This window comes from Stenotrophomonas maltophilia (assembly GCF_001676385.1).
Lineage (GTDB): Bacteria > Pseudomonadota > Gammaproteobacteria > Xanthomonadales > Xanthomonadaceae > Stenotrophomonas > Stenotrophomonas maltophilia_J.
The window spans coordinates 172976-185266 of record NZ_LYVJ01000010.1; the positions used below are offsets into that span (position 1 = coordinate 172976).

Below are 12291 nucleotides of genomic sequence, written 5' to 3' on the forward strand. Positions count from 1 at the left end.
CGGTGAAGAATCAGGTGGGGAGGTGCTCCAGTACATATTCGGCCGAGGACACCTCGAACTGGCCGGGCTGTTCGATCCAGGCGGCCCGTACCACGCCATCGACCACGTACAGGGCGAAACGTCGCGAGCGGACGCCCATGCCCGACGCGCTGGCATCAAGCTCCAGGCCGAGCGCGCGGGTCAGCTCGGCGTTACCGTCGGACAACATCAGCAGGCCATCGGGCACGCGCTGGTCGGCGGCCCACGCCTTCATCACGAACGGGTCGTTGACCGCCATGCAGTAGACATTGATGCCACGATGACGGAACGCCTCGAATCTCTCGACGTAGCCGGGCAGGTGCCGCGCCGAGCAGGTCGGTGTGAACGCGCCGGGCACGGCGAACAGCACGACCTTGCGCGCGTCGAACAGCGAATGCGTATCGAGCGTTTCGATGCCCTCGCGGATGCGCTTGAGGGTCACTTCCGGAATGCGGTCGCCGACATGGATGGTCATGGGGAACTCCTTGCTGGGGCAGGCTAGTGGGCCGGATGGGACAGCGGCGTCAAGGCATTGGAAACCTGGTGTGCAGGCCCCATCTCCGGGCGTTGCAGCGTGGGCTTCCAGCCATAGCGTGGCGCATCGGGATGGCATCCGCATTGCGCAGGATCAGTCGGGCTCACCGGGACCGCACGGGCGGCCGCGTAGCATCGCCGGCGCGTAGAATGAACCCGGGGCGGCGCTGCCGGCGCGGCCGAAGTGAATCGAGGTAACTGGATGGAATTCAAGGATTACTACGCCACCTTGGGGGTGGAACCGAGCGCGGGTGAGGCGGAGATCAAGACCGCCTATCGCCGGCTGGCACGCAAGTACCACCCGGACGTCAGCAAGGAGGCCGGGGCCGAGGACAAGTTCAAGGCGGTCAACGAGGCCTACGAGGCGCTGCGTGATCCCGAGAAGCGCGCGGCCTACGACCAGCTGCGTGCGCAGGGCTACCGCCCGGGCGAGGAATTCCATGTGCCGCCGAACTATGGGGGAGGAGGGTTCAACTTCGAGGAAGTGTTTGGCGGCGGTGGCGCCAATGGCGGCTTCAGCGATTTCTTCGAGAGCCTGTTCGCTCGCCAGCGCGGCGGTGCCGGCCCGGGGCCGGGTTTCAGCAGCCACGGCCATGCGCCCAACCGTGATACCCGCGCCAAGCTGTCGGTACCGCTGGAGGCCGCCTACAGCGGCGACAGCCTGCGCATTACCGTCAATGGCAGGCAGCTCGATGTCCGCGTGCCCAAGGGCATCCGCCCTGGCCAGGTGATCCGCCTGGCGGGGCAGGGCAACCAGGGGGGCAATCTGCTGCTGGAGGTGGAGTACGCGGCGCACCCGCAGTTCGAGGTCGATGGCCGCAACATCCTCTACACGCTGCCGGTGACCCCATGGCAGGCCGCGCTGGGCACCAGCATCAGCGTGCCGACCCTGGGCGGCGCGGTGGAGCTCAAGATCCCCGCCGATTCGGACGCCGGCCGCAAACTGCGGCTGCGTGGCCGGGGCCTGCCGGGGAACCCGGACGGTGATCAGATCGTCGAGCTGGAGATCGTCGCGCCGGCCGCGACCGACGAAGCGCAAAAGAAGGCCTACCGGAACCTGGCCAAGGCCTTCGGCGAGTCGATCTGACAGGCCGGAGGAGCGCCGGCGGCGTGCGCCGTCGGCGAGTCGATCTGAGGCCTTGGCATGTAGAGTCGAGCCATGCTCGACTGCTCTTGCTGGGTCGAGCATGGCTCGACTCTACAGAAGCGTGCCAACCAAGGTTGGCACCTGCCGGAAACCTCTCAACCCTGCGCGGCGAACACCCGCTCCAGCACCTCGGACAGCTCGTCCTCAGAGAACGGCTTGGTGATGTAGGCCTTGGCACCCTGGCGCATGCCCCACATGCGATCGGTGTCCTGGTCCTTGGTGGTGACCAGGATCACCGGAATATGCCGGGTCGCCTCGTCGCGGGCCAGGGTGCGGGTGGCCTGGAAGCCATTGAGATTGGGCATCACCACGTCCATCAGCACCAGGTCGGGCAGCTCGGCCTTGGCGGTTTCGACCCCGGCGGCACCGTCGGTGGCGGTCAGGATCTGGTGCCCGAGCTTCTCGACGATGCGCTGTATCCCCAACAGCTGCGACGGTGAGTCGTCGACGATCAGAATGCGTGCCATGTTGTTCCCCGTGTGATGCCCGCAGTGTAGTGCGGGCACATGGCCGGCGGGAGGGCCGCACCTGCCGTCCGTCGCCCGCCTGCGACGTTCAGTCGATCCGGACCACGGTGCGGCCCAGTGACCCTCCGGCCAGCATCCGCTCGAACACCGCCGGCAGCCCCTCCAGTCCGACTTCCGCAGTGCAGATGCGGTCCAGGTGCTGCGGTTTCCATTCGTTGCCCAGGCGCGACCACACCTCTTCGCGCAGCCCGCGTGGCGCGTTGGCCGAGGAGACGCCCAGCAGCGATACACCGCGCAGGATGAACGGCATCACGGTCATGTCCAGCGCCGGGCTGGCCGCCAGCCCGGCACTGACCACGCTGCCGTAGGGCACGGTCTGTGCCAGCAGGCTGGCCAGCATGCTGCCGCCGGCATTGTCGAGGCCACCACCGAAGCGAGCCGACTGCAGTGGGCCGGTGTCGGCCAGTGCCTCGCGCGGCAACACCTCGGCAGCGCCGATGGCGCGCAGGAAATCCGCCTGGTCGGGCTTGCCGCTGATCGCATGCACGGTATACCCGGCCCGGCTGAAGATGGACAACGCCAGCGCACCGACGCCGCCACTGGCACCGGTCACCGCCAGCGGGCCGAGCTCCGGGGTCTGCCGGTTGTCCTGCATGCGCAGCAGGGCCAGTGCCGCAGTGAAGCCAGCGGTGCCCAGTACCATGGCCTCGCGCGGGCCGAGGCCCGCCGGCTGGGCGATCACTGCGCTGGAATCCAGGCGGACGAACTGGCTGTAGCCACCGTCACGCGTTTCGCTGAGACCGCAACCGGTGGCCAGCACGGCATCACCCTCCCGCCAGGCCGGGTCGGTGCTGGCAACGACGGTGCCGGCCACGTCGATACCGCCCACCAGCGGGAAACGGCGCAGGATCCGGCCCTTGCCGGTGCCGGCCAGCGCGTCCTTGTAGTTGACCGAAGACCAATGCGCGCGGATCAGCACCTGGCCGGGGCTGAGGTCGCCGACCATCAGCCGGGCCAGGCCGCTGCGGTAGCCGGCGCTGTCGTTTTCGATGCGGAAGGCGGTGAACGGGGTGGTGGGGGCCATCGGCGCTGCCTGACTTCGAGGAAAACGCCACCATACCCCGGACGTGCCCTTTCGATCCTGCCGATCCGCCCCATCTTGTATGATCAGTGATGGTTTCACGGCTGGCGCCGCGGGAAGGGCCCGCGCCGCAGCCCATATCTTGATGGAGCGTGCATGGCCTGGAATACACCCGGCGGCAACAAGGGCGGACAAGGCCCCGAGGACAATCGACGCGGGCCGTTCGGGTCGCGCGGCGGTGGCAGTGGCGGTGGCTGGGGCGGATTGCCCGGGCCGCTGAGGGACCTGTTCGACGGCGGCATCTGGCGCTGGGTCGTGGCAGCCGTGGTGCTGCTGGTGCTGTTCTCCAGCTTCCAGCTGATCGGCGAACAGCAGCGTGGCGTGGTGCTGCGCTTCGGCCAGTTCTCGCGCATCCTGCAGCCTGGCCCGAATTTCAAGCTGCCTTGGCCGATCGAATCGGTCACCAAGGTCAATGCCACCGAGATCAAGACCTTCTCGATCCAGGTGCCGGTGCTGACCCGTGACGAGAACATCGTCAATGTTTCGCTGAACGTCCAGTATCGCATCGACGACCCGCAGCTGTACCTGTTCGGCACCGTGGACGCCAACCAGGTGCTGGAGCAGTCGGCGCAGAGCGCGGTGCGCGAGGAAGTCGGTCGCGCCGACCTCAACGCTGTGCTGAACAACCGCGGCCCGCTTGCTGCGGCTGCCGAGGAACGCCTGCAGGCGCTGCTGAAGGCTTTCAAGACCGGCCTGACCGTGACCGGCCTGACCCTGCAGGACGCGCGTCCGCCGGAAGAAGTGAAGCCGGCGTTCGACGAGGTCAACGGCGCCCAGCAGGTCAAGGAACGCCTGATCAACGAAGCCCAGGCCTACGCCGCCAAGGTCGTGCCGGAAGCCCGAGGCCAGGCCTCGCGTGCCCGTACCACCGCCGAAGGTTACAAGCAGGCCGTGGTGTCCAAGGCCGAAGGTGACGCGCAGCGCTTCAGCCTGTTGCAGGCCCAGTACAAGGACGCTCCGGAAGTGACCCGCAAGCGCCTGTGGCTGGAGACGGTGCAGCAGGTGCTGAGCGAGAACCGCAAGGTGATCGGCGGCGATGGGCGCCAGCTGATCTACGTGCCGATGACCGGCGAGACCCGTCCCAGTGCTTCGGCTCCGGCCGCAGTGGTGAACCCGGAGGTGGTGATGCCATCGCTGCCGGGTGCGGCGGTGGAACAACCCCGTGATGCGGGCCGGCCGGTGGGCCGTCCGAGCGGGCGACCGAGCGGCCGAGAGGAGGGCAGCCGATGAAGAGTCCTATCTGGATCGCCGTGATCGTGGCGGTGGTGCTGGGCCTGCTCGGCTCGGTGTACGTGGTCCGCGAGGACCAGACCGCGATGGTCCTGAACCTGGGCAAGGTGGTGCGTTCGGACATCAAGCCGGGCCTGCACTTCAAGGTGCCGGTGGTGGAGACGGTGAAGGTTTTCGACCGTCGCTTCCAGGTGCTCGACACCGCGCCGGCGCGCTACTTCACCGCCGAGCAGAAGGACGTCAGTGTCGACTTCTTCGCCATCGGCTACATCTCCAACGTGGGTGACTATTTCCGTGCCACCGGCGGCGATCCGCGCGTCGCCAACGCCCGCCTGGCGCCGATCATCACCGACTCGCTGCGCAACCAGATCAACTCGCGCACCCTGCAGCAGCTGGTGTCCGGCGACCGCAGCGAGCTGATCGCCGAGCAGCTGAAGGGAATCAATGAGGCCGTGGCCGGCCTGGGCATGCAGATGATCGACCTGCGCATCAAGCAGGTGGACCTGCCGACCGACAGCCAGGTGATCAACGACGTGTATGAGCGCATGCGGGCCCAGCGCAAGCAGGAAGCCGCCAAGCTGCGTGCAGAAGGCGAGGAACAGTCGCTGACCATCCGTGCCCAGGCCGACCGTGACAGCACCGTGCTGATTGCCGAGGCCGAGCGCGATGCACAGCGCCTGCGCGGTGAAGGTGATGCCGAGGCGGCCCGCATCTACGGCAGGGCCGGCTCGGCCGACCCGTCGTTCTATGCGTTCTACCGCAGCCTGGAGGCCTACCGCGGTTCCATGACCGACGGCAATGGCGTGATCGTGCTGGACAAGAACGATCCCTTCCTGCAGTACCTGAAGAACGATCGCTGAGATCGCAGGATGCCATCCGGGGCCCGGCCGCATGCCGGGCCCCGTGCTTTTTCCGGAGCTCCCCCATGAAAGATCTGTTCGCGGCCGTCTGCCTGGTGGCGGTGCTGGAAGGCCTGTTCCTGTTCGTCGCCCCGTTGGCCTGGAAGCGCATGGCCGAGCGGCTGCTGGAGATGCCCGGCCCGGCCCTGCGTGGCTTCGGCGGCCTGGTCCTGCTGGCCGGGCTGAGCCTGCTGTGGTGGGCCCGCCATTAGCAGGGGGTCAGATCCCTTTTCGCAGGAAAGGGATCTGACCCCGTTCCGGGGCGGCTGACCGCCCGGTGAAGCCGTCCGCCGGAAAGGTGGCACCGGACCCCGGAAACCCGGATAATGCACAAAAGCCGGACGGGCCTCCCCGTTCGGCTTTTTCCGTGTCTGGGCCTTCCATCGCCGGCCGCTCCCCGTTTGGAGCCGCCCTGCAGGTGCTGGCCAGCCCCGCTGCGGTTCAACCGTCCGCGGCCCCGATGGCCGCAACATATGAGGAGCCCGTCATGGGTCAGTCTGTCGTAGTGCTTGGTGCCCAGTGGGGCGATGAAGGCAAGGGCAAGATCGTCGATCTGCTCACTGAGGAAATCGGCGCCGTCGTGCGCTTCCAGGGCGGCCACAACGCCGGCCACACCCTGGTCATCAACGGCAAGAAGACCGTCCTGCACCTGATCCCGTCGGGCATCCTGCGTGACGACGCGCTGTGCCTGATCGGCAACGGCGTAGTGATCTCGCCGGCCGCGCTGCAGAAGGAGATCGCCGAGCTGGAAGCCTCCGGCGTGGAAGTGCGTTCGCGCCTGAAGATCTCCCCGGCCGCGCCGCTGATCATGCCGTACCACATCGCCCTGGACCAGGCGCGCGAGCGCGCTGCCGGTGGCAAGGCGATCGGCACGACCGGTCGTGGCATCGGCCCGGCCTACGAAGACAAGGTGGCGCGCCGCGGCATCCGCATCGCCGACCTGCATTACCCGAAGCAGCTGGAAGAACTGCTGCGCACCGCGCTGGATTACCACAACTTCGTGCTGACCAAGTATCTGAACACCGATGCGGTCGACTTCCAGAAGACCTTCGACGAAGCGCTGGCCTTCGGCGAATACGTGCAGCCGATGAAGTCCGATGTGGCCGGCATCCTGCACGACCTGCGCAAGCAGGGCAAGCGCGTGCTGTTCGAAGGCGCGCAGGGTGCGCTGCTGGACATCGACCACGGCACCTACCCGTACGTCACCAGCTCCAACACCACCGTGGGTGGCGCGCTGGCCGGTTCCGGCGTCGGCGCCGACTCGATCGACTACGTGCTGGGCATCGCCAAGGCCTACGCCACCCGTGTCGGTGGCGGCCCGTTCCCGACCGAGCTGGACGACGAAGTCGGCCAGGGCATCCGTGACCGCGGCGCCGAGTACGGTGCCTCGACCGGTCGTCCGCGTCGCTGCGGCTGGATGGACATCGTCGCGCTGAAGCGCGCCGTGGCCATCAATGGCATCAGCGGCCTGTGCATCACCAAGCTGGACGTGCTCGATGGCATGGAAAAGCTCAAGGTCTGCATCGCCTACGAATACAACGGCAAGCGCACCGAGTACGCGCCGCTGGACGCGCAGGGCTGGGAAGAGTGCACCCCGGTATACCTGGAGTTCCCGGGCTGGAGCGAGAATACCCACGGCATCACCCAATGGGACGAACTGCCGCCGGCCGCACGCGCCTACCTGCGTTCGCTGGAAGAACTGGCCGGTTGCCCGATCAGCATCGTCTCCACCGGTCCGGACCGCGACCACACCATGGTGCTGCAGGATCCGTTCGCCTGAGTGCGTGATCGGCAACGCTGGGCCTGGCCCGGCGTGACAGGAAAGGCCCCGCGAATGCGGGGCTTTTCCGTTTCCGGCCAGTGCCTGCCGGTGGCAGGAACCGGGCAGGCAGCACTGCCCGATCCAACGTGAACCGCTGCAGAAGCATTCAGGATTGCAGGGTCAAGGCGGCCGGGCATGTCGCCGATACCGGCACATCCCCCCGTTTTGGATGTACCGATGAACTACTTGAGGAACGTCAGGGTTGCCTGGCGTCTTGGGCTGGGCTTTGGCCTGTTGTTGCTGCTGGTCGCCGCCGTGGTCGCAACCGCTGCCACCGCAAGCGTGGTGCAGAAGCGCGCGATGCAGGAGGTGGTCGACGTCAGCGTGGCCAAGGTGCGCCTGCTGTCGCAGATGCTCGATGCGAACAACCAGATGATGGTGGTGCGCCGCGAGATGCTGATCCGCCAGGGCGAAGACCGCGCCAGCGACGAGAAGCGCATTGCCGATCTGGTCAAGCGCTACGAGGCCAGCTGGACCGCCTACCAGGCACTGCCCAGCGACGCCGAGGGCAAGGCCATCGCTGAAACCATCGCGGCCAAGCGCGCCATCGCGCGTCCGCTCAACAAGCAGACCAGCGAACGGATGGAGCAGGGCGACTATCCCGGCGCCGTGGCGCTGACCCTCGGCCCGGTGCAGGAAGCGGCCAATGGCTGGAACAGGGCGCTGGCCGATGGCGTGGACTTCGAAGAGAAGGAAAGCCGCGAAGCGGCTGCCGAGGCGATCCGCCTGGGTGAGCGCAGCGTGTTGCAGCTGCTGGTGCTGGGCGGCGTCGCGCTGTTGGTGGGCATCGGTGCCTCCGTGATGATCGGCCGCAGCCTGACCGGCCCGCTGGCGCGCGCGGTGAACCTGGCCGAGCGCCTGTCCAAGGGACAGCTGGACCAGGAGTTCCGCCTCGGTGGCCGCGACGAGCTGACCCAGCTGGGCGAAGCGATGGCCAGCGTGCGCCAGAGCGTGCAGGCGGCGATCGGCGCACAGCTGCAGATGGCCGGACAGCATGAGGCAGGTGCGATCCGCTATCGCATGGATGCCAGTGCGTTCCCCGGTGATTTCGGCCGCATGGTGCAGGCCACCAACAGCCTGGTGGAATCGCACGTGCAGGTGGAACTGCTGATGGCCGAGGTGATGCAGCGCTACGCCATTGGCGACCTCAGCCGTGACCTGCCCGACTACCCGGGCGAGAAAGGCACGCTGACCCGCACGCTGGCGGCAGTGAAGCAGAGCCTGATGGCGATCAACGCGCAGATCGATGAACTGGCCCGCGCCGCGCGCGCCGGTGATTTCAGCATGCGCGGCGATGCTGCTGCGTTCCAGTACCAGTTCAAGGCAATGGTCGAGCACCTCAACGGCATGATGGCCAGCTCACAGGCCAGCATCGCCGATGTCTCCGAAGTGTTGCGCGCGATCTCGCACGGTGACCTGACCGCGCGCATGGACGGCGAGTATGACGGAGTGTTCGCGCGCATGCGCGACGATGCCAACACCACCACTGCACAGCTGACCGGCATCGTACGTGGCATCCAGGTGGCCGCCGGCAGCATCAACAACGCGGCGCAGGAACTGGCTACCGGCAACAACGACCTGTCGCGCCGCACCGAGCAGCAGGCGGCCAACCTGGAAGAAGCGGCCGCGTCGATGGAGGAACTGACCTCCACCGTGCGCCAGAATGCCGAACTGGCCCGTCAGGCCGACAGCGAAGCGCATGCCGCCGGTGCCGCCGTGCGCGAGACCGAGCAGGCGATGGCACAGATGGCTTCGGTGATGGGCGAAATCGATCAGTCGTCGGCACGCATCTCGGAAATTTCCACGGTGATCGACGGCATCGCATTCCAGACCAACATCCTGGCCTTGAATGCCGCCGTCGAAGCTGCGCGTGCCGGCGAACAGGGACGGGGCTTCGCCGTGGTGGCCAGCGAAGTGCGCACCCTCGCGCAGCGTGCCGGTGTGGCCGCCAAGGAAATCAAGACGCTGATCGAAGACGCCGCCGCCAAGGTGAAGAGCGGATTGGCCGTGACCGTCGAGTCGGAAGCGGCGATCGCACGCGTGGCGCAGGCGAGCTCGCGCACGACCCAGCTGATGAGCGACATCGCGGCGGCCAGCAGGGAGCAGGCTGCGGGCATCGAGCAGGTCAACCAGGTGGTGGTGCAGATGGACCAGGTGACCCAGCAGAATGCGGCGCTGGTGGAGGAAGCCACCGCTGCAAGCCGCGCACTGGAGGAACAGGCGCATGCGCTGACCGCCTCGGTGGCGGTGTTCAAGGTGGAAGGCGCGGTGGCTTCGGCTTCGCCGCGTCGCGCTGCCTGAGCAAGCCGCGAACGTTGCTGCGCGAATGCGGCCGCGCTCAGCGGCCGCACTTCGCTGGAAGGGTCGCATCCATTGCTGCAAGTACGAACTTGTGCTGCGACAACCTAAGTTGCTGCGTGGATGAGGACGCCGTCCCGCGTATTGTTGGCCTCAACTGCGAGCACGCGTACGCGCAGCCTTCTTCGCCGCCGCCTTGCGTGCGGTCTTCTTTGCCGCACGTGTCTTGGCCGCCTTCTTCGCTGCAGCACTGCGCGAGGCGGCTGTACCGGCCTTCTTGACCGCTGTCTTCTTTGCGGCCTTCTTGGTGGCTGTCTTGCGAGCCGGTGCCTTCTTTGCCGCCGTCTTCTTCGCAGCCGTCGCCTTGGTCGTAGCCTTCTTTGTGGCCGACTTCCTGGCAGGCGCCTTCCTGGCCGCCTTCTTGCTGGTCGCCTTCTTTGCGCCTTTGCGTGCGCTGCCGCTGCGCTTGCCGCCGCCGTCCTGCTTGTTCACGGTCGCCCAGGCAATGCGTTCAGCGGTACCCTCACTTGCGCCGCGATCACGTTCGCTTTCCTCGATGTGCTCGGCCTGGCGCTTCTGTTTTTCGGTGTAGGCGGATTTGTCACCACGGGGCATGGCGGTTCTCCTGTCGTTGTGATCAGGCCAGCAGGCGCAGCTTGGGTTCACGCGCCCACTGGCGGGTGGCGGCCGCCGCCAGGAATGCCTTGGCGTCTTCCGCTCCGACGATGCCAGCGTCGTTGCCGACCCGCGCTGCCTTCAACAGCGCCTGGCCCCCTGCATCGCTGGCGATGGCCTTCAGGTGCGCCCAGGCCTGGCTGACGAACTCCAGGGCGGCGCTCTCTTTCGATAACGTCTTTGAAGCCTCCAGGCCGAGCACCACGGCCACTGCATCGAACACCGCCGAGGGGGTGCCGGCCAGTTGCCCGTCGGCCGGCTGCAGCGTGCCGTCGCTGAGCGTGGCGCCGCCCACTCTGGGCGCGACCAGCTTCACCTCGGCACCGGCCTTCTGCACGGCCTTGCGCAGGCTGGCGATCAGGCCGGCGTCGGACCCTTCATCGAACAGGATGCCGATGCAGCGACCCTGCAACGTGGGCGTGTTGCGCCCAATCACGCGGACCTCCGGCGCGGGCGGCATGTCCTGGGCCGGGGTGGCCGTGGGCGCGGGATCGGGCAGCGCGGGCAGGGCAAGGCCATCGGCCACGCGGCGGGCCAGCGAATCATCGATGTTGCGCAGGTGGCTGACGGTACGTACCCGTACCTTCAGCGTCTCCACCTTGGACAGCTCGAAGACCAGGGCCGAGGCAAGATGTGCCTGCTCCGGCTTTTCCAGGCTGCGGAAGAACATGCGGGCCTGGCTGTAGTGATCGGCGAAGCTCTCTGGCCGGGTGCGGCCCTTGCGGCCGTCATCGGCGCTGGCGTGGCTGCGGAACCCGGCCGGCGTTTCACGCGGCGTGTCGTCCTGCAGCGAGCTGGGATCATAGGCGACGCGGCCCTTGGGCACCTGCATCTGCATGTGGCCGTCGCGCTGATGATTGGCGAACGGGCACTTTGGTGCGTTCACTGGAATCTGGTGGAAGTTCGGGCCGCCCAGGCGAAGCAGCTGCGTATCCAGGTAGGAAAACAGGCGTCCCTGCAGCAGGGGGTCGTTGCTGAAGTCGATGCCCGGCGGCACGTTGGCCGGGCAGAAGGCGACCTGTTCGGTTTCAGCGAAGAAGTTGTCCGGCCAGCGGTCCAGCACCATGCGCCCGATCACCTTCAGCGGCACCAGCGACTCGGGAATGATCTTGGTCGGGTCCAGGTGATCGAACGGGAACGCGTCTGCCTGTTCTTCGGTGAACAGCTGCACCGCCAGTTCCCATTCCGGGAAATCACCGCGCTGGATGGCCTCGAACAGGTCCCGGCGGTGGAAGTCATTGTCGGCCGCCTGCAGTTTCAGGGCCTCGTCCCACACCGTGGACTGGATGCCGAGCTTCGGCCGCCAGTGGAACTTGACGAAGGTCGATTCGCCGGCCTCGTTCAGCAGGCGGAAGCTGTGCACGCCGAAGCCTTCGATCATGCGCAACGACCGCGGGATGGCACGGTCGCTCATGGCCCACATGATCATGTGCATCGATTCGGGCATCAGCGAGATGAAATCCCAGAAGGTGTCGTGGGCGGTGGCGGCCTGCGGGAAGGCCCGATCAGGCTCCATCTTCACCGCGTGCACCAGGTCCGGGAACTTCAGGGCGTCCTGGATGAAGAACACTGGAATGTTGTTGCCCACCAGGTCCCAGTTGCCCTCCCTGGTATAGAACTTGACCGCGAAGCCGCGCACGTCACGCGGGGTGTCGACCGAGCCGGCACCACCGGCCACGGTCGAGAAGCGGGCGAACACCGGTGTCTTCACTCCCACCTCGGTCAGGATGCGCGCGCGGGTAAGGGGCGCCAGCGACTCGGTCAGCTGGAAATAGCCATGCGCGGCGCTGCCACGGGCGTGCACGATGCGTTCCGGGATCCGCTCATGGTCGAAATGGGTGATTTTTTCGCGCAGGATGAAGTCTTCCAGCAGCGTGGGGCCACGCGGCCCCTGCCGCAGCGAGTTCTGGTTGTCCGCTACCGGGATGCCCTGGTCGGTGGTCATCGCCGGATAGCGGCCACCGGCCAGCTGGTGCAGTTCGTCGCCATCACCACGGCGGTGGGCTTCGGCGGAAGAGGTTGCGCGCTTGCCGGTCGGCTTGCTGGCGGCCATGGAAGGG

At 67.0% G+C, this 12291-nt stretch carries 11 protein-coding genes; 6 read left to right on the forward strand and 5 right to left on the reverse strand.

Annotated elements, in window-relative coordinates:
• Window positions 1-10: 10 nt before the first annotated feature.
• Window positions 11-493 (reverse strand): peroxiredoxin, encoded by a 483-nt coding sequence (locus A9K58_RS14205; RefSeq protein ID WP_065199946.1) that lies wholly within the window; start codon window positions 491-493, stop codon window positions 11-13.
• A 261-nt stretch (window positions 494-754) separates the two neighbouring features.
• Here A9K58_RS14205 and A9K58_RS14210 point away from each other — a divergent pair, with 261 nt between their 5' ends.
• Complete coding sequence (locus tag A9K58_RS14210) at window positions 755-1639, forward strand: DnaJ C-terminal domain-containing protein (RefSeq protein ID WP_065199947.1); 885 nt, start codon at window positions 755-757, stop codon at window positions 1637-1639.
• A gap of 155 nt (window positions 1640-1794) precedes the next feature.
• On the opposite strand, the gene pilH is transcribed toward A9K58_RS14210, so the two are convergent.
• A complete protein-coding gene (pilH, locus tag A9K58_RS14215) occupies window positions 1795-2166 on the reverse strand; it encodes a twitching motility response regulator PilH (RefSeq protein ID WP_065199948.1) in 372 nt (123 codons plus the stop codon).
• Window positions 2167-2254: 88 nt separating this feature from the next.
• Entirely contained in the window at window positions 2255-3250 is a 996-nt protein-coding gene (locus A9K58_RS14220; protein ID WP_065199949.1) for a YhdH/YhfP family quinone oxidoreductase, read from the reverse strand.
• A gap of 153 nt (window positions 3251-3403) precedes the next feature.
• Between A9K58_RS14220 and hflK the strand changes: the two genes are divergently transcribed.
• The 5 genes from hflK (at window position 3404) to A9K58_RS14245 (ending at window position 9559) form a co-directional block, all read left to right on the forward strand.
• The gene (gene hflK, locus A9K58_RS14225; RefSeq protein ID WP_065199950.1) at window positions 3404-4537 is read left to right on the forward strand and encodes an FtsH protease activity modulator HflK; all 1134 of its coding nucleotides are present in this window, start codon (window positions 3404-3406) and stop codon (window positions 4535-4537) included.
• Window positions 4534-5397, forward strand: coding sequence for a protease modulator HflC (gene hflC / locus A9K58_RS14230; RefSeq protein ID WP_065199951.1), 864 nt, complete (start codon window positions 4534-4536; stop codon window positions 5395-5397). Before hflK ends, hflC begins: the two co-directional genes overlap by 4 nt.
• A gap of 65 nt (window positions 5398-5462) precedes the next feature.
• Complete coding sequence (locus A9K58_RS14235) at window positions 5463-5648, forward strand: DUF2065 domain-containing protein (protein ID WP_065199952.1); 186 nt, start codon at window positions 5463-5465, stop codon at window positions 5646-5648.
• A 275-nt stretch (window positions 5649-5923) separates the two neighbouring features.
• Complete coding sequence (locus A9K58_RS14240; protein ID WP_005418326.1) at window positions 5924-7216, forward strand: adenylosuccinate synthase; 1293 nt, start codon at window positions 5924-5926, stop codon at window positions 7214-7216.
• Window positions 7217-7435: 219 nt separating this feature from the next.
• Window positions 7436-9559: a methyl-accepting chemotaxis protein gene (locus tag A9K58_RS14245; RefSeq protein WP_065199953.1), complete on the forward strand. Its 2124-nt coding sequence runs from the start codon at window positions 7436-7438 to the stop codon at window positions 9557-9559.
• Window positions 9560-9709: 150 nt separating this feature from the next.
• On the opposite strand, the gene A9K58_RS14250 is transcribed toward A9K58_RS14245, so the two are convergent.
• A complete protein-coding gene (locus A9K58_RS14250) occupies window positions 9710-10171 on the reverse strand; it encodes a hypothetical protein (RefSeq protein ID WP_065199954.1) in 462 nt (153 codons plus the stop codon).
• A gap of 22 nt (window positions 10172-10193) precedes the next feature.
• Window positions 10194-12284, reverse strand: coding sequence for a catalase (locus tag A9K58_RS14255; protein ID WP_065199955.1), 2091 nt, complete (start codon window positions 12282-12284; stop codon window positions 10194-10196).
• Window positions 12285-12291 lie beyond the last annotated feature (7 nt).